Source organism: Aestuariirhabdus litorea (assembly GCF_003864255.1).
GTDB classification, from domain to species: Bacteria; Pseudomonadota; Gammaproteobacteria; order Pseudomonadales; family Aestuariirhabdaceae; genus Aestuariirhabdus; species Aestuariirhabdus litorea.
In genome coordinates, this window is record NZ_QWEZ01000001.1 from 260,861 (window position 1) to 280,587 (window position 19,727).

Below are 19,727 nucleotides of genomic sequence, written 5' to 3' on the forward strand. Positions count from 1 at the left end.
CAAAGATCGTCACCACCGAAAGTCTGCGGCTATAGTGGTACTGAGATTAGGGACGAACTCTGTGTAACTCCATAACAGCGAGCCCGCTACTTGCGAGCGATGGAGTCGCTAGTGGGAGAGCAGGCTTATGCTTCGAGAGATGCTGTTTGGGGTGGCGCTGTGCTGGCTGGTGCTGGTGCCGTCGGCCAGGGGAGATGCCTCGTCGCGCTGCCTGCTGGTGAACTCCTACAACAGCGACTATGCCTGGCAGCGTGCAGTGACCAAGTCGATCTGGCTGCAGCTCATGGACCAGTGCGAGATCCGCGAACTCAATATGAACGCCAAGCACTACCCACACCCGGAGCAGCTGCAGAGGGTAGGGCGCGAGGCGTGGCAGCTGATCCAGCAGTGGCACCCGAATGTGGTGATCGCCTGCGATGACGCTGCCTCCCGGTTCCTGGTGGAGCCCTACCTCAAAAACGGCGACACCCCGGTGGTCTTCTGCGGAGTCAACCTCAGCGGAGAGGCCTACGGCTACCCGTACAGCAACGCCACCGGCATGCTTGAAGTGGACTCGACCGAGCAGCTGTTCTCCACCGTCAAACAGATGCGACCGCAGGCCCAAAGGGGGGTTCTGGTCATGGTGGAGCGGATGACCGACAACATCATGGCACCCCACTACCGTCAGCTGGCCCGGCAGCAGGGGCTGGAGCTGGAGATACGGGTTGTGAAGAGCATGGATGGCCTGGAGCAGGCCTACGAGCGGGCGCAGGCTACCGATTTTCTCTACTTCTATAACAATGCCGGGATGGAGGACTGGGACGAGCGCCGGGCCCTGCAGATCGCGCAGACCCATGCCGGTGTGCTGACCCTGTCGGCCTACCGCTGGTTGGCCCCCTTTGTGATGCTGACCATCGCCCATGTGCCGGAAGAGATGGGCAGTTACGTCGGTCGCACCGCGCTGCGTATCCTGCAGGGAACCTCCCCAGCCGAGATCCCGATTACCCAGAATACGCAGGTGGATGTGATCGTTAACCAGCCGCTGCTCAACCGGCTCGGCCTCAAACTGCCCCCCGAGCTGGTGGAGCAGGCGATGGTGATTGAGTACTAGGGGCGTTTATTGCCGGGCAGCCGAGCTGCGTCAGGCCCGTTGCATTACCTTTCATCTTGGCCACTGGACCGCCCGGGGACGATGAAAAGCAGCGTTTCTATACCCCGTAGGCGCGCATAAAGGCGTCGATGCAGTTATCGATATAGCGCTGGTTCTCCTCCTCTGGAAGGGGGGGCACGTTGAGCTCGAGGCGCAGGCGTGATTCGCCGTGGACCATCATCAAAAACTGCACCGCAGCGAAACGCGGCTCCTCCACCCGCAGCAGACCGCGGGCGGAAAAGGACTCCAGCAGTCGGGCCACCTGCTCGAACATGCTATTGGGCCCCTCTTTGAAAAACAGGCTCGACAACTGCGGGTGGGTCTCCGACTGGGCGACACAGGTACGGTGAACATGGATCGCCTCCGGGCTGTGGAGCAGTTCGTGAAAGCGCAGGGCGATGGTGGCCAGTGCGCTGCGCGGGTCATTGAACTCACGAAAATCCGCCTCTGCCAGCTGGTGGCTGATGCATTTGCAGCGGATGGAGGCGCTGAACAGCTCCTCCTTATTGCCGAAGTGGCTATAGACCGTCTGCTTGGAGACCGAGGCCAGCTGGGCGATCTGGTCCATGCTGGTGGCGTCAAACCCCTGCTCGATAAACAGGGTAACGGCGGCCTCAAGGATCTGGTCGCGCTTCTCTTCGCTCTTGCTTCGGGTTCTAACCATAAACACCTGTCACCTGTCGGGTCGATTCCGGCCAGGGGGAATCGCAAAGGGAATAAAAGGGGGTGCGCTTCGATTTAAATCGAACTAGACAGTCTAGTTTAGTGTAATTAAACTGGACGCGTCAGTCTAGAATAATCCAGGACCTGCCGCCGGCCTCGCCGGGCGCACCTCACGATCGAAAGGACCTTGCTATGTTTCCCCTCCAGGCACCACTCAGCGGGCTGATGGCCCTCCTCCTCCCCTTGCTGCTGGCCGGATGTCTCGACCGGGCCAGCGAGGGAGCGGCTAAAGCGTCCGAGGAGTACAGCCATCGGGCGGTGGGAGAGACGCTGGTGGAGCTGCCTGGCTACGAGGCGCAGCGCCGCTTTATGGGGAGTGTCCAGGTGAAGGAGCAGGCCCAGCTGGGGTTCGAGCTGGCGGGTAAGGTGGCCAGCCTGTTCGTAGACGAAGGGGATCGGGTGGCGGCGGGGGACCCGCTGGCTCAGCTGGATACCCGACTTCTGGAAACCGATCAGCAGCGCCTTGAAGCACAACAGCAGGAGCTGGTCGCCGAACTGCAGCTGGTGGACTCCAACCTGAGCCGGATTCGTTCACTCAGCAGCAGCGGATTTGCCTCGCAGCAGAGCCTGGATGAGCTGGAGAGCCGGCGCCAGGCGCTGCAGGCCAAACAGTCCAGTACCCGCGCAGGGCTGGAGGCCAATCGGCTGCGCCGGGAAAAATCTTTGTTAAGGGCGCCCTTCGATGGAGTAGTGGACCAGCGCCTGATCGCGCCCGGTGAGGTGGTGGGCGCCGGCACTCCCGCCCTGTCGCTGCTGCTGCGGGGCGGCGCCGAGGTGAAAGTGGGGGTGCCGGTGCGTCTGCTGGCTCAGCTCCGTCCCCGTATGCCGGTGGAGATCGCCGGCCAGACGTTTGAAGCCAGCCTGATCGCCCGTGGTTACAACGTGGACCCGGTGACCCGCACCGTTCAGCTGCGGTTACAACTGCCCCCTGAGGCGGCGGTGGTGAACGGCGAGCTGGCTCAACTGCTGATCGATGAACATGTTGAAGCGAGCGGATTCTGGGTACCCCTGACCGCGCTCACCGACGGGGTGCGCGGCCTGTGGAATGTGTTTGTGCTGCAGCCCGAAGCCGACAGCGGACTCTACCGGCTGGAGGCGCGGGATGTGCGTATTCTTTACGCCAACCAGGAGCGGGCCTTTGTCAGCGGTAGTCTGGCCGACGGAGAACAGCTGCTCAGCGCGGGATTGCATCGACTGGTGCCCGGCCAGAGGGTCCGCCTGACCCCTGTCACCGCCGCCCTGGAGCCCTGATATGATCCGTAGCTTCGTTGCCAATGGTCGCCTGGTCTCCCTGGTGATCGCCATCCTGGTGGTGGCCGGACTGGGCGCCCTCAAGACCCTGCCCAGATCAGAAGACCCGCGCATCACCAGCCGGGTGGCCACCGTCATTACCGCGTTTCCCGGAACCAGTGCCGAGCGGGTAGAGGCGCTGGTGACCGAGCCCATCGAGAACCGCCTGCGCAAGCTGTCGGAGATCAAGCTGATTACCTCCACCAGTCGTCCCGGTATCTCATTGGTGCGGCTGGAGTTGAAAGATGAAGTAGTGGAGCCGGACCCGATCTGGTCCAAAGCCCGGGACCTGTTGGGGGAGGTGGAGCGGACCCTGCCCGCGGGGGCGGGCAAGCCCTCGCTGGATGATGATCGGGGCTACGCCTTTACCCGCATTATCGCCCTCAAGTGGCGCGGCCCCGGCGACCTCGACCTGGCTACTCTGGGCCGTTACGGCAAGGAGTTGCAGAGCCGGATGAGGGCCTTGTCGGGCACCGACTACGTCGAGGTCTACGGTGAACCCGTCGAGGAGGTGCTGGTCGAGATCGACCAGCACCTGGCCAGCACCATGGGGCTGACCCCCGAGACCGTCTCGGCCCGCATCGCCGCGGCCGATGCCAAGGTGACCGCGGGGCGGTTGGTGAACGACAATAACCAGTTGCAGGTGGAGTTGGAGGGGGCGCTGGACTCCCTCGAACGCATCCGCTCGATCCCGCTGCGCACCGATGCCCAGGGGTTTGTCTACCGGGTGGGCGACCTGGCGCGGGTGGAACGCTCGATCCAGTGGCCGCAGGAGGAGCTGGCCCTGGTGGAGGGCGACACCGCAGTCGTGGTGGCCGTGCGCATGGGGGGCGGGCAACGAATCGACCTCTGGGGGGCGCGAGTGGATCGTGAGCAGGAGCGTTTTGAGAGCCTGCTGCCGGGTAACGTCGAGCTGGAGGTACTGTTCGACCAGAGCGGCTACACCAACGCCCGCCTCGGCGGCCTGGTGGAAAATGTGCTGATCGGTTTTGCCATCATCTCGCTGGTGCTGCTGCTGACCCTGGGCTGGCGCTCAGCGATCATCGTCGCCAGCTCGTTGCCACTGACGGTGCTCTTTACCCTCGCCTGCATGAACTACTACGGGCTGCCGATTCACCAGATGTCGGTGACCGGACTGGTGGTGGCGCTGGGTATCATGGTGGATAACGCCATCGTGATGGTGGACAGCATCCAGTTCCTGCGCCAGAAGGGGCGCTCGGCCATCGATGCGGTGATGGAGTCGGTGCATCACCTTTGGCTGCCCCTGTTGGGCTCTACCCTCACCACCATCCTTGCCTTTATGCCGATCGTGCTGATGCCGGGTGGGGCGGGGGAGTTTGTCGGTGGCATCGCCCTCAGCGTGATCTTCTCGCTGGTGGGCTCCTATCTCATCTCCCACAGTCTGGTGGCGGGTCTGGCGGGGCGCTTTCTGAAAGCGGGCCATGCCGGCGAGCACTGGTACCATCGTGGCCTCACCCTGCCCTGGTTGTCCCGCGGGTTCCAGCGTTCGCTGGAGCTGGCGCTGCGCCGCCCCTGGCTGACCCTGCTGCTGGTCAGCCTGGTGCCCCTGGCGGGATTTCGGGCGGCGGGTGAACTGACCGAGCAGTTTTTCCCCGCCTCCGACCGGGATATGTTTCAGATCGAGCTCTTTCTGCCGTCCCAGACCAGCCTCAGCGCAACCCGGCGCATGACCGACGCCATCGGTGTCCACCTCAACCAGCAGGAGGAGATCGAGTCGGTGCAGTGGTTTGTGGGCAACAATGCTCCCAGCTTTTATTACAACCTGATACCGGCCCAGCAGGGGGCCCAGAACTACGCCCAGGCGATGGTGAAGGCAACCGATTTCAAGGCCGCCAACCGGGTGATACCGGCGCTGCAGCGGATGCTGGACGAGCGCTTCCCCGAGGCCCAGATCCTGGTGCGCAAGCTGGAGCAGGGGCCGCCCTTTGACGCGCCGGTGGAGGTGCGGATCTACGGCCCCAGCCTCGATACCCTCAAGCAGCTGGGGGATAAGGCGCGGGCCATCCTGGCGCAGACCGAATCGGTAGTGCATACGCGCGCCACCCTGCAACCGGGTACCCCCAAGGTGTGGCTCAGCGTCAACGAGGAGTCCAGCCTGCAGGGGGGAATGACCCTGACCGCCATTGCGGGGCAGTTGCGCAACGCCCTCGAGGGGAGCGTTCAGGGCTCGGTACTGGAGTCCACCGAATCGATCCCGGTACGGGTGCGGGTAGCCAACGAGCTGCGGCGCCAACCGGGACAGTTGGGGGACATCAGCATTACCCCGACCAGCGGTGCCAGTGTTCCTCTTTCGGCCCTGACCCAGGTGGAGATCGAGCCCAGCCGGGGGGCTATCCCCCGTCGTGACGGTGAGCGGGTCAACACCATCGCCGGTTATCTTCGCGCCGGTGTGCTGCCCGCCACGGCTCTAGCGGCCTACCAGCGGGAGCTGGAAGCCGCCGAGTTTACCCTGCCCACCGGCTATCGCCTGGAGATCGGTGGGGAATCCGCCAAGCGGGACGAGGCGGTGGGTAACCTGCTGGTGGATATCGGCGTGATCATCACCCTGCTGGTCACCGTGCTGGTGCTCTCGTTCAACAGCTTCCGCCTCAGCGCGCTCATTCTGGTGACCGCGATCCAGGCCGCCGGACTGGGGCTGCTGAGTCTCTACCTGTTTGATTTTGCGTTTGGATTCAACGTCATCATTGGCCTGCTGGGGTTGATGGGGCTGGCGATCAACGCCGCCATCGTGATTTTGGCGGAGCTGAAATCCAGCCCCGAGGCGGCGCGGGGAGAGCCCGCGGCCATTGTCCATGGGGTGGGGGTCTGTACCCGCCACATCACCTCAACCACCATCACCACCCTGGGGGGCTTTATGCCGTTGATTCTGGAGGGGGGCGGTTTCTGGCCTCCCTTTGCGGTGGCAGTGGCCGGCGGTACCCTGCTGACCACCCTGCTCTCCTTTTACTTCGTGCCGGCCGCATTTGTGTTGATGAGCCGCTACCGGCCCTTCGTGGCCACCGAGCCGGGTACGACCGCCGAAGTGGGTGCCTGAGGAGGGGGCCGTGCCCCCTTTTCACACTGCTGCAAAAGTAGTCAGCGCGCTGTGAAGCGGGCCACTTCAGCGCTTCGCCGGGTTATCCACAGCCTGGCCACAACTCTTTCCTGTGAAACTGTTGAAAACCGGTGGGACGTTGGCATTCCAGCCTCCGGCTATCCATAATGGGGTACACAGGGATCAGCAGCGAGTGGAGAGGGGCCATGAACCTGGGTGACTCAGCACAGATGACCAGCATTCTGCACCGGGGGGATACCCTGGAGAAGCTGTTACGGGACTGCTCCGACTATCGGGTTTCTACACTACCGGTGATGGACGCCGAGGGGCAGATCAGCGGCGCGGTCAGCCTCTACGACCTGCTGGCCAAGATGATGCTGCCCGACTACCTGGTCAAGGCGGCCCATGTGCTGGGCGACGAGGCGGTGGCGCTGCACGATATCGAACCCGACATGGCGCACTGGTGTCGCCTGCCTATCGATGAGCACATCACCCAGAAATACTATGTGGTTACCCCCGAATCGTCCCTCACCAAGGGGTTGGCGCTGATGGCCGATAAAGACAGCACCTGCCTGTTTGTGGTGGACAAAAGCGGCCAGTACCGAGGGATTGTAACCCGCATAACCATCGCCCAGCGGCTGCTGGATAAGCTCTAGAAACAACGCGGCCGGTCGCCGCGGCGGATAACGAAAAAGGAGCAGGGGGATATGGAGAGTCAAGCGGGTTTTACGGTTGCCATGGGCGCCGCGCTGATCACCATGGTGTTGGCCTATATCGTCATATTTACCGAAGTTATTCACCGTTCGAGTGCAGCGGTGGCGGGCGCCGTGGTGATGATCGGGGTGGGCAGCCTTATGGGGTTCTATTCCCAGTCTGAGGCGGTGATGGCGATCGATGCCAACACCATGTTCCTGCTGATCAGCATGATGATGATGGTGGTTATGCTGCGCCCGACCGGCGGCTTTGAGTACCTGGCGATCAAGATCGCCAAGGCCTCGGGGCGGGACCCAAAGCGCTTGCTGGTGTTCCTCTGCATGGCGGTGAGTGTCATCAGTATGTTCCTCGACAACGTCACCACGGTGTTGATCTTCGCCCCCCTGACGGTACTGATTACCCGCCTGCTCAACATCAACCCGCTCCCTTACCTGATGGCGGAAGCGATGCTCTCCAACATCGGTGGTGCCTCCACCCTCGTAGGGGATCCCCCCAACATCATGATCGGTAGTGCCGGAGGGATCGATTTTCTCAGCTTTATGCTGCACATGTTCCCGGTGATCAGCCTGGTCTGGTTCAGCACCGTGGGTCTGGTGCTCTACCAGTTTCGCGACTACCTCAGCCAGCCCATCACGGTGGACCTGGACCTCGACGAGAGCAAGGCGATCAAGCAACCGGCGGCGCTGAAAAAGACCCTTTTTGCTCTCAGCGTCACCATTGTGCTGTTTTTTATCCACCACCATTTCCACCTGTTTCCTTCCTACGTGGCCTTTATCGGCGCGGCCCTCGCGCTGGTGCTGGTGCGCCCTGACCCGGAGCCCCTCTATGGTGAAATGGAGTGGTCTGTGTTGGTGTTTTTTGCCGGTCTTTTTGTCATCGTCGGAGGTGTGGAGGCTTCGGGCTTACTGGGACTGGTGGGCGCCGAGCTGGCCGACTTTGCCCAGCAGGAGGGTCAGCTGCTGTTGGCCTGCCTGCTGCTGATGTGGGTGGCGGCGATCCTTAGCGCCATCGTCGATAACATCCCCTTTACGGTCACCATGATCCCCATTGTGCAGGGGTTGGAGGCCCAGGGGGTGCCGGTATTGCCCCTTTGGTGGGCCCTGGCGATTGGTGTCGGGGTGGGCGGAAACGGCTCCCATATTGGCGCCACCGCCAACGTTATCTGTGTGTCGGAGTCGGAGCGCTGCGGCCTGCCCGAGGCGCGCATTACGCCGCTATTGTGGCTGCGCAAAGGCTTGCCTATGATGGTGTTCAGTCTGGTGGTTGCCTCCCTTGCCTTTAGTGGAGGCTTTGAGTACCTGAAGTAACCCTTGCGGGTCACCGGGCTGCCGCCGTCTCAAGCTAATGGCCATAACCTGACAAAAGCAACCTGATGAACACCACCATGAGCAAGCGTTACCACTGCGATATCTGTGATTATGTTTACGACCCCGCCGAGGGCGGTCCGGAGGAGGGCACCCCGCCGGGAACCCCCTGGGAAGAGATCGCCGATGACTGGGTCTGCCCCGAATGTGGCGCTCCCAAAAACCTGTTCAGCGAAGTGATCGGTAGCGAGTAGCGGGCAGGTATGAGCGAAGAACAGCACAGCATCGTTTGCACCCCGGACCAGCTTTGCCTTGGCATGTATGTCAAACTCCCCAACAGCTGGCTGGACCACCCCTTTTTACGCAATGAGTTTTTGATCAAGAGCGAGTCGCAGCTCCACAAGCTGCGCCGCTGCAAGATCACGCGCTTCAATATTGACCTGGAAAAAAGCTCGCTGCCAGTGGGCTGGGCGGCTAGCGACAGCGAGGCCCTCGATGGGGCCCACCCCGGATCCTCCCCCCCCGAGGAGATGGAACCGCCGACGATCTGGACCCCCGACAACCTGGTTCCGGAGGCCCTCAAGGAGGCGCTGCACGACAAGAAGATGGGGCCTGAAAAGCGCTCCCAGGCGGTCTACCTGCACTCGCGGGAGCTGATGAGCCGGTTGCTGGAAAGCCCCACGGCGGACAACCTCAGGGCATCAAAGAAAGCGATCTTCCAGGTCACTGAGCTGATCCTGCACGACCCGGAAACCGCCTCCAATATGCTGCGTATCACCAGCCACGACTTCTACACCTACACCCATTCGGTGAACGTGGGGGTCACCAGCATCATGCTGGCCAAGGCACTGTTTGGGCAGTCGGACCGCCACGACATGCAGGAGCTGGGGGCCGGATTTTTCCTGCACGACCTGGGCAAGGTCAACATCCGTCCCGAGGTGATCAACAAGCCTGGCCGGCTGACCGACGAGGAGATGCGGCACATGCGCACCCACCCCTTCAAGGGCTTCAAGCTGATGGAGCAGAGTGGGGAGCTGACGGAGGAGAGCCGCATCATCGTGTTGCAGCACCACGAGCGCGCCGATGGCACCGGTTATCCCAAGCAGTTGCACAATGACCGCATCCATATCTACGGCAAGATCTGCTGCATCGCCGATGTGTTCGACGCTCTCACTGCCGAGCGCTCCTACAAGCAGGCGATGACCCCCTTCCAGGCGCTGGTGCTGATGCGCGACCAGATGTCGGACCACTTCGACAAAAAGCTCTTCACCGAGTTCGTCAACCTGATGCGCTGAGCTATCGCCAAAAAAAACGGCCCCAAGGGGCCGCTTTTTTTTTGGGGTAGTTTTTTTTCGGAGTAGTCTAGGCGGTCATGCCCCCATCGACCACCAGGCAGTGGCCGGTGGTGTAGCTGGAGGCGTCGGACACCAGGTAGAGTACCGCCCCGGCCATCTCCTTCGGCTCGGCGTGGCGGCCCATGGGGATGCTGCGAATCGCCTCCTTGTGGATCGCCTCGTTGGTGAACAGGGCGCCGGCGAACTTGGTTTTGGTCAGCCCCGGCAGCAGCGCGTTGACGCGGATGTTGAGGGGCGCGCACTCCTTGGCAAAGGCCTGGGTCATGTTGACCACCGCCGCCTTGGTGATGGAGTAGATCGCCTGCATGGGGCCTGGGTGCAGCGCGTTGATGGAGGCGGTATTGACGATAGCGCCACCACCGTTCTCCCGCATCAGCTTGCCCCCCTCGACGGACATGAAGAAGTAGCCGCGCACGTTCACATCCACGGTCTTCTGGTAGGCCGCGAGGTCGGTATCGAGCACGTGGCCGAAGTAGGGGTTAGCGGCGGCGTTGTTGATCAGGATATCCAGGCGGCCATGCTCGCGACGGATGTAGTCGAAAGTGTTGCCGATATCCTCCATGCTGCCGACGTGACAGGCCAGCGCCTCGGCGCTGTGGCCGTTGGCCTTGATGGAATCGGCTACCGTCTGGCAGTCGTCCACCTTGCGGCTGGACACAATTACATGGGCGCCCTGCTCGGCGAGCAGCCTGGCGATCTCCTCACCGATGCCGCGGCTGGCGCCGGTGACGAGGGCGATCTTTCCGGTTAAATCAAACAGCTGTGTTGCCACGGTACTCTCCTTCTATCGTTGTTCGTTTTGGGGTGGGGCGGTTAGGGGGTGAGAATCACCTTGCCCATCACCTGACGGTTCATCACTTTGTTGATCGCATCGACGGCGTTTTCCAGCGGGAAGCACTGGTCCACCACCACCTTGACCTTGCCCTGCAGGTACCACTGAATCAGCTCCATCATGTTGGCGATAAAATCCTTGGGTTGCTTCTGGGTGAAGGTACCCCAGAAAACGCCGAGCACGGCGTAGCCCTTCACCAGGGTGAGGTTGACCGGCAGCTCGGGGATGCGCCCGGAAGCAAAGCCGATCACCAGCAGGCGGCCGTTCCAGGCCATGCAGCGGCTGAGGGTGTCGAAGGTATCGCCCCCCACCACCTCGTAGGCCACATCCACTCCCTGGCCACCGGTGGCTTTCTTGATCTCCTCCTTGAGGTCCTGCTCGCTGGCGTTGATCAGTACATCGGCGCCGTTGGCCTGGGCCACAGCCAGCTTCTCGGCGCTGGAGCAGACTGCGATCACCCGCGCCCCCATCGCCTTGCCGATCTGTACGGCGGCCAGCCCGGTACCGCCGGCGGCGCCGGTCACCAGCAGGGTTTCACCGGCTTGCAGGTTGGCGCGCTGCTTGAGGGCGTGGTGGGCGGTGGCGTGGGCGGTGATCAGCCCCGCCGCCTCCTCGAAGGGGATGGCATCGGGCAGTGGCATTACGGTGCTGGCCGGCAGGGCCGCCTTCTCGGCATAGCCGCCGAGCATGGTCACCCCGACCACGCGATCCCCCGCCTTGAGGTGGTTAACCCCCTCACCGACGGCACTGATGGTGCCGGCGATCTCGGTGCCCGGTACAAAGGGGCAGGGGGGCTTCATCTGGTACAGCCCCTGCACCAGCAGGCCGTCGGGAAAGTTGACACCGGCGGCGGCGACATCGATCACCACTTCCCCTTTACGGGCGACGGGATCGGGGAGCTCTTTGTAGGTGAGCTGGTCGAGTGGCGCAAAGGCTTCGCACAGGATTGCTTTCATGATCACTCCAGGTTCCGGTTATTCGAAAGATTCGGTGGTTGTTATTGGGAGAGGAGACGGGGTGGGCCCTAGCGCCCCCCCTCCTGCTGGATCACGCCGAGGGCCAGCTCCGCCAGCGGTCCGACAAAGGCCCCCACCTTGGCGGCCTCGCGGTTGGAGGCGTTGCCATCGGCGGCGCGTTTGGCGACCCCCTGTACAATCGCCGCCAGGCGGAAGAAGCTGAAGGCCAGGTAGAAGGCCCAGTTATCGATCTTCTCGATCCCCATCCGCTGGCAGTAGCGGGCGATGTACTCCTGCTCGCTGGGGATACCCAGGGCCTTGAGGTCGACCCCCATCAGCCCCGACATGTTGCCGATCTTGCCGGGCATGCGCAGCTGCATGCACTGGTAGGCGAGGTCGGCGAAGGGGTGGCCGAGGGTGGAGAGTTCCCAGTCCAGCACCGCGATCACCCGCGGCTCGGTGGGGTGGAACATCAGGTTGTCGAGGCGGAAGTCGCCGTGGGAGAGGGCCACACGGCCATCGTCGGCCGGCATATTCTGCTCCAGCCAACCCATCAGCTGCTCCATGGCCTCGATCCGCTCCAGCTCCGAGGCACGGTACTGGGCGCTCCAGCGTCCCAGCTGGCGCTCGAAGTAGTTGCCCGGCTTGCCGTAGTCGCTGAGGCCGACGGCGTCGATATCGACGCTGTGCAGCGCCGCCAGTACCCGGTTCATCTCGTCGTACATGGCGCTGCGGGTGGCGGTGTCCACCTCCGGCAGGGCGGCGTCCCAGAAGATGCGGCCGTCGCAGAACTCCATCAGGTAGAACATGGAGCCGATCACCGAGGGATCCTCACACAGGTGATAGACCTGGGCCACCGGCACTTCGCTGTCGGCCAGCGCCTTGATCACACGGTATTCGCGATCCACCGCATGGGCCGATTTCAGCAGCTTGCCCGGCGGCTGGCGACGCAGCACGTAGGTGCCGGAGGCCGCCTCGATCTTGAAGGTGGGGTTGGACTGGCCGCCGGAAAACTTGGTGGCGGTCAGCGGTCCCTTGAAACCGGGCACCTGCTGCTCCAGATAGTCCGCCAGCAGGGTTTCGTTAAGGGTTTCGATCTGTTCACTCATCCTGTTCGCATCCTCGATGTTGAACTATTGCCCGTTCCAGCGGCGTGCCAGGTCGCGACCCAGCTGCATCATATGCACCTGGTCCGGGCCATCGGCCAGGCGCACGGTACGGGCGTACATGTAGAGCTCGGCGAGACGGAAGTCCTGGCTGAGGCCGGCGGCGCCGTGCAGCTGCATGGCGCGGTCGATCACCTGGCAGGCCATGCGCGGCGCCACCACCTTGATCATGGCGATCATCTCCCTGGCGGCCTTGTTGCCCTGGCGGTCCATCATGTCGGCGGCCTTGAGGGTCAGCAGGCGCGCCTGCTCGATCTCGCACACGGAGTTGGCGATATCCTCGCGCACCGATCCCTGTTTGATCAGTGGGCGGCCAAAGGCGATACGGTTCTCGGCGCGCACGCACATCATCTCCAGGGCGCGCTGGGCGGCACCAATCAGGCGCATGCAGTGGTGAATACGGCCCGGGCCCAGGCGGCCCTGGGCGATCTCGAAGCCGCGCCCCTCGCCCAGCAGGATGTTGCTGGCCGGCACACGCACGTTGTCGAAGCGGATCTCGGCGTGGCCCTCGGGGGCATCGTCGTTACCGAACACCTTCATCGGGCGCACGATGGTGACGCCGTCGGTGTCGATGGGCACCAGGATCTGCGACTGCTGGATATAACGGTTGGCGTTGTCCGGGTCGGTTTTGCCCATCACGATAAGAATCTTGCAGCGGGGATCGCAGGCGCCGGAGATGTACCATTTGCGACCATTGATCACGTACTCATCGCCGTCACGGGTGATGCGGGTCTCGATGTTGGTGGCGTCGCAAGACGCAACCTCCGGCTCGGTCATGGCGAAGGCCGAGCGGATCTCGCCGTTGAGCAGGGGCTTGAGCCAGCGCTCCTTCTGCTCCTCGTTACCGTAGCGGGCCAGCACCTCCATGTTACCGGTGTCGGGGGCGCTGCAGTTGAACACCTCACTGCCGAAGCGAGTGCGGCCCATTACCTCCGCCAGCGGTGCGTACTCGAGGTTGGTGAGACCGTAGCCGTAATCCTCGAACTCCGGCAGGAACAGGTTCCACAGTCCCGCCGCCTTGGCCTTGGCCTTGAGCGCCTCGATCTCGGGAGGAATGGCCCAGCGGTCGGGTTGGGTGTCGATGGTCTCAAGCAGCTGGGCCTCGATGGGATAGAGGTGCTGGTCGAGGAAGCCGTTTACCCGCGCCAGTAGGTCGTTCACTTTGTCGCTGTACTCAAAATTCATGGGGTGCTCCCTGGTCTCGTTCTTATTGTGTAGGTGTCGATGGTTAGCTGTAGGTGATCGCGTGGTGCCGTTCGCTGTCGTCGAGGTGGTACATTTCGTTAAAGCTGAACAGGTGGGCGCGATTGCGGCTGTTGCTGAGGCGGGTCACCCCGGTATTGCGCAGCTGCAGGTTGAGGCTGATCATGGCGCTGGGGGGGGCCTCCAGCACCAGGCTGGTGGCCAGTGAGATGGCGCCGCCGCTGCTCACCACCAGCACCTTGCTGCCGCGCGAGGTATCACGAACCGCCTCCAGGGCGTCCCGTACCCGGCTTTCAAACTGCTGCCAGCTCTCCGGTAGTTCACCCCTCAGGGTATCGTCCGCCCAGGCGTGCAGGGCGCGGATCAGCAGCCGGTAGAAAACGGTGCGGTCACGCTCACCCTCGGTCGGGCGCTGGTCCGGGAACTGTTGTAGGTAGAGCTGGAAAATGGCCTCGAAATCGTATTCGCTGAACCCCTCGATGCACTCCAGCGGTTGCGATGCGTTCATCCCCTCGCAGATCGACTCAGCGGTCTGGCGGTGGCGGGCCTGGCCGCCGATGACGATGCGGTCGAATTCGACCCCTCGGCGGGCAAAGTATTCGCCCAGCCAGCGGGACTGCTGGTAGCCCAACTCGGAGAGCTGGTCGTAGTTGGCGGTGCCGAAGGAAGCCTGGCCGTGTCGAACCAGATAGATGTCGCTCATGGGACTCGTCGCTGCGCTGATGGGGACAGGGACTCAGCATAGAGAGAATCCCCGGGGATGAGAAGGCAGGGGCGATTATGGCGGGGTATCAGCCATACGAATGGTAACGGTTTTCCCGCGCAATGGGCTTGGTTACACTAGGGTGATTTAACTTACGTGAGCCCTCTCCATGACCCCACAACGCAGCGTAATACTGGTTGGCATGCCCGGCGCCGGCAAGAGCACCATCGGTGTGCAGCTGGCCAAGGAGCTGGCGCTGGATTTTGTCGATACAGATCTGTTGATCCAGTTGCGTGAAGGCAAACCCCTGCAGGATATCCTGGACGAGAGCGGCTACCTGCAGCTGCGCTACATCGAGGAGCAGACCCTGCTCGAGTCCTTCCTGCCCAATCACGTCATCGCCACCGGCGGCAGCGCGGTCTATGGCCAGGAGGGGATGCGCCACCTGCGCGGCTTTGGCCCCATTGTCTTCCTCGACGCCTCCCTGGCCGAGCTCAAGCGCCGTATTCGCAACTACGAAACCCGCGGCATCGCCCGCCGCCCGGACCAGAGCTTCGAGGAGCTGTTTGCCGAGCGCCGCACCCTCTACCAGCAGGTGGCCGACATCACCATCGAGTGCGATGGCAAGGACCAGCAACAGATTCTGGATGAGGTCTGCGTCGCCCTGGCGGCTGTGTAGGGGGGCGTTCTTGAGCGCCGGTGGCTCCACCAGGCCGGCCTTCGGCTACGCGCTTCACTGCTTCTGCTATCGGGCGTCCATGGCCTCCGCGGCATTCGAACACCCTGTTCATCATCCCTTCCTTCGGGCCTCTTGCGATAGCGAAAGAAGCGCCTTACCGGCCTTGAGGGTGATGGGGGGTCACCTTATAAGGAGTGAACTGGGTGAGGTCAATTAATGAGCGAATAACAGGGTCTGCGCTAGAAATTAAACAACTGATCAAGCAATATCAATGGATTACGGGCGCTGGGGGGCTGGGTACTGCGCAGGGGGTTTACGGCTATGAATTGGTTTTTTTCAGTTAAAAAATAACAGCCGAAACCAATTAGCCCAGTACACTCCAGATTTTGATTTCATTGGGCGGTTCTTGACCATTTCCCGGTAAATCGGAGCCAGCTCATTTGTCAGGTTTGCTCTTGCGGTTATGCAGGCGCTATCCATAAAAACGAAGAACTATAAAAATGGAAACAACCACTACTGAATTAAACCTTCAACCCTCTTCTCAGGTGTTGGCATTGCTCTCAGCTTGCGGAGCCGGGGTTATTTGGGGGACAGGAGCGCTGGTGGTTAATATTCTGGTCGCGCAGTATGGTTTTTCTCCTGGGAATGTATCTTTCTGGCGTTTTGTCATTGGTGCTGTTGTTTTAGTTGGATTTTTTTGGAACAGGATTTTATGGAGCAGGATCGCACCATTGCTGCCACTTATAATTCTTGCTGGTGCCGCAATGGCAGGCTACGTGTTGTTATGGTTTCTTGGTATTGAGCAAATGGGGGCTGCAGTGCCAACGCTGATAGCCCTCTGTATGCCACCCGTCATAGTGACAGTTATTTCAATCATCCGTGGACAAGAAAGAGCAGATCTACAACTCTTTCTGGTGCTGCTGGGGGCGCTGTCGGGTACCGTACTAATCACCACTCGTAATGCCGATAGCGCTGAACACTTTGGTTCGGGGAGTATGGTGTTGGGTGTCACCTTTTCACTAGGGTCAGCATTTTTATACGCTGGATTTTCCATGGTTAATGGGCGTATCTCAAAAGCGCTTGGGGCCGGCCCGACAGCCGCCTGTTTGACCCTAGTGGCGGCCGTCATCATGAGCTTGAATTTTCTGTTCAGTCCATTCATATGGCCAACAGAAATTCCACCCCAAGCATGGTTTTTATATCTCGGCATTGTAACTGCGGCTCTGGCGCTACTGGCTTTCAGTTGGGGCGCTGTACGTTTAAGCCCTACGGCGCTTACTGTAGCGACTCTGTTAGAGCCGCTTACGGCGGTAATACTTTCAGCGCTTTTGCTTGGGCAGCACTTTGGCGGATTGCAGTGGGTAGGGAGTATTCTCCTTCTGTTTAGTATCTGGCTGCTCGGGCGTAGAGTCTCAGCAAACAATGAGCAAGGGGCCTTGGCTAAAGGTTGTAATGGCTAATGGCTTTTTGCCTGGAATGGGGGGGTGAAGTTCCGGCGTAGGGGAGCATCGTAGGAGCGCCTTTGGCGCGGGGGTTCTGCCTTGCGGCAGGGGGGGGTGTCGGGAAGCACCCCGACAGGTGCCTTAAGGGGGCGACCACCGCCCCCTTAAGAATCCCCGGCGGACCCCACCAATCCGGCCTTCGGCTGCGCGCGTCACTGCTTCCGCTATCGGCCGTTCCGAGCGGGCCTCCTGCCCGCACGGAACGGCTCGACATCCCTGTCTCGCCCCTTCGGGTCTGTTTCGATAGCGCAAGCAGCTCCTTGCCGGCTTGGAGGGTGATGGGGGAAGCCACCTTCCGGTATAGCCTCTGGGTTACTGCCTGACGGGAATGGCTGGGAGGCGATAACACACAACGCGCATGCACCCTTTATAAACTGTCTGCACAATAAGGCGTTGACTATCAGTGGGCTATAAATTATTCGGCAGAGATGTAGCGCTCAAGCAGCGGGGATACACTCACGGGTCGCTTTTCGCATAGCCAGTTCTGTGAAAAAGAACACTTTTCTCATATAAGTCAAAGAGGTACGCTGGTTCCAATCAATCCACTCCCCGGGGAAAAGTGCTCGGGTCGTTATACAAATGTTAGCATATTCAAACAATAGAAACTGATGTAGAGGTGATTTATGTCTGAAAATGAGAAAAAACAAGAAGTCGGCACCTATATTACCGGCGTGGCTATATTTGGTGGTATTGGCATATGGCTTGGGGGGTGGATTGGTTTTGCTATTGGTGCTGGAATAGCTATATGGGCTATTAGCTCCAATGCCGATAAAGAAGCTAAAAAGAAATCACTACCTTCAAAAACAACTAATAGTGATAATGCACACGAAAGTAGCTTAGCCCTTGATAAGGATCCTGTTACATCTATTGGGTTTAATTATTCCTTTTATTCTAAATTAGTACCAGAGCTATTGGCTGTGTGCATTGCCGCAGATGGAAGCGTCGAGGAAAATGAAGTAGAAACTGCCACATTGTTGATTGAAAATGATGAATATATAAAAGATAAACAAGGTGCTCTTGAATCGCTCAGTGTAAATATAGAAATGCTTTCAGCTGCCATTGAGAAATCGAAGGCTGTTTTCAAATTAAAGGTTTCACCCATAATCCATCAAGCAATAAACATCAGCGACTCATTAGAAAAAGACAGGATAAAAATTCTTCTTGATAGCTTAATTGAAGCTGTTCAAAGTGGCGACAAAGCACAAACATTGGAAATGGCAGAAAAAATAAAGGAAAAACTAAATGCTCAACCTGAAATCACAAAGCAAGATGCTGCAGAAGAGTATATTCGCAAAAGTGGCGACCAAGAAGCCATTAGCATGCTAAACAAGATAAAGAGCAATCCGAGACAGTACGGGGAAAATCTTAAGCAAGCAGCCAAGGGTAATTCTGTAATGAAAACTGCACTTGGTGTTTTTACTGGAATGATAGCTTCGAATTTGGTCATGGGAGCTATAAACCAATACCAAATTGAACAAGCTTTGGCTAACTTTAACGCAGAATTAGAAAATATTGGAGGAATCGATAATTTAGGCTTAGGCGAATATGATTCAACTCTTACTGACGCATCAGCGATTAATTTTTCAGAAGCAAGTCTTTCGGAAAATTACGAAGAAGAATATGCATCTACTGATGACGTAGATGAAGATGTTGATACTGATGAAGATATGGATATTGCTATGGACACAGATGATAGTGGCGACTTTTTTTCTGATTTGTTTTCATGAATATGTATAAGTTCGTTTCTGTGCCATATGGTCATGAGCATAATGCTAACAAGGCGCTTCACCTGACCGCTTTTCCGCTGCGCTTCAAAGCGGCCGGTGAGCTTGGTCGTTAGGTGTGCAATGGTTAGCATACAAAAACACAACCTAGAGTTATCAAAGCAAGCGTATGCGGCTGTCGCTCACAAGCTTAAAGAAGGTGCTCGCATAGAAATATACGGGTACATTTACAAATTCAATGAATGGGGACTTGGAGTCGAAGCGCTAGTCGATTTTTTGGTTGAGGAAGACGTTGAGCTATCCTCAACAGAAATGGAAGCTCTATCGAAAGCTGCTGAATCGATGCAAATAGATAGGGGTATTAAATCAATCAAGGTTTCCGGATGATGAAATAAAGTTACTTGCCTGATAAATCAGTTAAATCTATGTATGAGGAGTCTTTACTTTAGTTGAGGTTTTATAGATCACAAGTTTTCATGAAAAATATTTTTTTAATTACCTATATAATAGTTCTATCTGCTTCACTACCAGGTTGTGCAGCAACTAACCCTTACAATGTCGTGGATGACAACTATTCGCTTCTTCATAATTGGATGAAAGAAAAAGATGAAGGGTTGATATCACTTTTCTTTAATCATTCAGATGATAATTTTCTCAATTGGGGTTTGTTTAAAGCGAGAAAAGATGTTGTTTTCAAGGTTCCATCTGGTCATAGAGTTGTCATAGTTAATGTTATCTATGCCCCCAATGGGGTTTGGAGGATGGGTGGTCCATTTAACCTCCATGAAACTTTTGTTCGCATTAATTTTAATGCTGAAAAAGGCAAGAGTTATCAGCCTAATGCAACCATCCAAAATGGCATCGCAGAAGTTTGGGTCGAAGAGGTTGGCGGTAAAATAGTCAGTGATGTGGTCTCCGCTAAGATTATTCCTTATGTTGAAAAATACAAATGAAGGTTGCATAAATTATATTTATAATTAGTGCTTGCGCTGGTTGGTGAGGGATGAGTATTAAAAATCATCTATGATAAGCGCTGATCCCAGCGGGCAGGTCCAACCCATCTCTAAAATTTGATCTAAGCATCGGGCGCTGCCGGGAAAAAACCCCTGAGCGGGGTTTTGGTTGCAGGCCCTGGCGGCTCAGAACTGGGTGGGGGCAGGTGCACCCCGACGCCATCGAGTTCGGCGGTGATCTTGATCTGGCAGCTTTGGCGGCTATTGTTCTGAGCACACCATCTGATATCTACCCTACCCTAAGCTATCCAGACACAATGTGCGCTGGTAATGTTAATAAATATCATAGGGTTAACTGCGGAGGCTAACAGGATACTGCGCCAGATCCTCCCGCTATATGCCACGGCTCTTTTTTACCGGACAAATAAAGCCGATGATC

Annotated in this window: 18 protein-coding genes; 12 read left to right on the forward strand and 6 right to left on the reverse strand. The window is 58.8% G+C overall.

Features of this window, described 5'->3' with window-relative positions; genetic code table 11:
* Positions 1-127 precede the first annotated feature (127 nt).
* Entirely contained in the window at positions 128-1,090 is a 963-nt protein-coding gene (locus D0544_RS01260) for an ABC transporter substrate-binding protein (RefSeq protein WP_125014076.1), read from the forward strand.
* Between the two features lie 97 nt (positions 1,091-1,187).
* On the opposite strand, the gene D0544_RS01265 is transcribed toward D0544_RS01260, so the two are convergent.
* The gene (locus D0544_RS01265) at positions 1,188-1,793 is read right to left on the reverse strand and encodes a TetR/AcrR family transcriptional regulator (RefSeq protein ID WP_125014078.1); all 606 of its coding nucleotides are present in this window, start codon (positions 1,791-1,793) and stop codon (positions 1,188-1,190) included.
* A gap of 191 nt (positions 1,794-1,984) precedes the next feature.
* Between D0544_RS01265 and D0544_RS01270 the strand changes: the two genes are divergently transcribed.
* The 6 genes from D0544_RS01270 to D0544_RS01295 all read left to right on the forward strand — a co-directional run bounded on the left by D0544_RS01270 (position 1,985) and on the right by D0544_RS01295 (position 9,510).
* A complete protein-coding gene (locus D0544_RS01270) occupies positions 1,985-3,103 on the forward strand; it encodes an efflux RND transporter periplasmic adaptor subunit (protein ID WP_125014080.1) in 1,119 nt (372 codons plus the stop codon).
* A gap of 1 nt (position 3,104) precedes the next feature.
* Positions 3,105-6,197, forward strand: a complete 3,093-nt coding sequence (locus D0544_RS01275; RefSeq protein ID WP_125014082.1) for an efflux RND transporter permease subunit — start codon at positions 3,105-3,107, stop codon at positions 6,195-6,197.
* Positions 6,198-6,403: 206 nt separating this feature from the next.
* The gene (locus D0544_RS01280; protein ID WP_164880781.1) at positions 6,404-6,853 is read left to right on the forward strand and encodes a CBS domain-containing protein; all 450 of its coding nucleotides are present in this window, start codon (positions 6,404-6,406) and stop codon (positions 6,851-6,853) included.
* 51 nt (positions 6,854-6,904) lie between these two features.
* Positions 6,905-8,218 (forward strand): ArsB/NhaD family transporter, encoded by a 1,314-nt coding sequence (locus D0544_RS01285; protein WP_125014086.1) that lies wholly within the window; start codon positions 6,905-6,907, stop codon positions 8,216-8,218.
* Positions 8,219-8,283: 65 nt separating this feature from the next.
* Complete coding sequence (locus D0544_RS01290; RefSeq protein ID WP_279387260.1) at positions 8,284-8,469, forward strand: rubredoxin; 186 nt, start codon at positions 8,284-8,286, stop codon at positions 8,467-8,469.
* A 9-nt stretch (positions 8,470-8,478) separates the two neighbouring features.
* Complete coding sequence (locus D0544_RS01295) at positions 8,479-9,510, forward strand: cyclic di-GMP phosphodiesterase (RefSeq protein ID WP_125014088.1); 1,032 nt, start codon at positions 8,479-8,481, stop codon at positions 9,508-9,510.
* Between the two features lie 67 nt (positions 9,511-9,577).
* On the opposite strand, the gene D0544_RS01300 is transcribed toward D0544_RS01295, so the two are convergent.
* The 5 genes from D0544_RS01300 to D0544_RS01320 form a co-directional block, all read right to left on the reverse strand.
* Entirely contained in the window at positions 9,578-10,342 is a 765-nt protein-coding gene (locus D0544_RS01300; protein WP_125014090.1) for an SDR family oxidoreductase, read from the reverse strand.
* Positions 10,343-10,383: 41 nt separating this feature from the next.
* A complete protein-coding gene (locus D0544_RS01305) occupies positions 10,384-11,358 on the reverse strand; it encodes an NADPH:quinone oxidoreductase family protein (RefSeq protein ID WP_125014092.1) in 975 nt (324 codons plus the stop codon).
* Between the two features lie 68 nt (positions 11,359-11,426).
* Complete coding sequence (locus tag D0544_RS01310) at positions 11,427-12,467, reverse strand: phosphotransferase (RefSeq protein WP_125014094.1); 1,041 nt, start codon at positions 12,465-12,467, stop codon at positions 11,427-11,429.
* Between the two features lie 24 nt (positions 12,468-12,491).
* The gene (locus D0544_RS01315; protein ID WP_125014096.1) at positions 12,492-13,709 is read right to left on the reverse strand and encodes an acyl-CoA dehydrogenase family protein; all 1,218 of its coding nucleotides are present in this window, start codon (positions 13,707-13,709) and stop codon (positions 12,492-12,494) included.
* Between the two features lie 43 nt (positions 13,710-13,752).
* The gene (locus D0544_RS01320) at positions 13,753-14,430 is read right to left on the reverse strand and encodes a histidine phosphatase family protein (protein ID WP_125014098.1); all 678 of its coding nucleotides are present in this window, start codon (positions 14,428-14,430) and stop codon (positions 13,753-13,755) included.
* A gap of 169 nt (positions 14,431-14,599) precedes the next feature.
* Here D0544_RS01320 and D0544_RS01325 point away from each other — a divergent pair, with 169 nt between their 5' ends.
* The 5 genes from D0544_RS01325 to D0544_RS01345 all read left to right on the forward strand — a co-directional run bounded on the left by D0544_RS01325 (position 14,600) and on the right by D0544_RS01345 (position 19,288).
* Positions 14,600-15,109: a shikimate kinase gene (locus tag D0544_RS01325; protein ID WP_125014100.1), complete on the forward strand. Its 510-nt coding sequence runs from the start codon at positions 14,600-14,602 to the stop codon at positions 15,107-15,109.
* A gap of 500 nt (positions 15,110-15,609) precedes the next feature.
* Positions 15,610-16,569 carry a DMT family transporter gene (locus tag D0544_RS01330; RefSeq protein WP_125014102.1) on the forward strand — a complete coding sequence of 320 codons (960 nt, stop codon included), beginning with the start codon at positions 15,610-15,612 and terminating at the stop codon, positions 16,567-16,569.
* 665 nt (positions 16,570-17,234) lie between these two features.
* Positions 17,235-18,338, forward strand: coding sequence for a hypothetical protein (locus tag D0544_RS01335; protein WP_125014104.1), 1,104 nt, complete (start codon positions 17,235-17,237; stop codon positions 18,336-18,338).
* Positions 18,339-18,458: 120 nt separating this feature from the next.
* On the forward strand, positions 18,459-18,722 hold the full coding sequence (locus D0544_RS01340; protein WP_125014106.1) for a MafI family immunity protein: 264 nt from the start codon (positions 18,459-18,461) through the stop codon (positions 18,720-18,722).
* Positions 18,723-18,811: 89 nt separating this feature from the next.
* The gene (locus D0544_RS01345) at positions 18,812-19,288 is read left to right on the forward strand and encodes a hypothetical protein (RefSeq protein WP_125014108.1); all 477 of its coding nucleotides are present in this window, start codon (positions 18,812-18,814) and stop codon (positions 19,286-19,288) included.
* Positions 19,289-19,727: the final 439 nt, after the last annotated feature.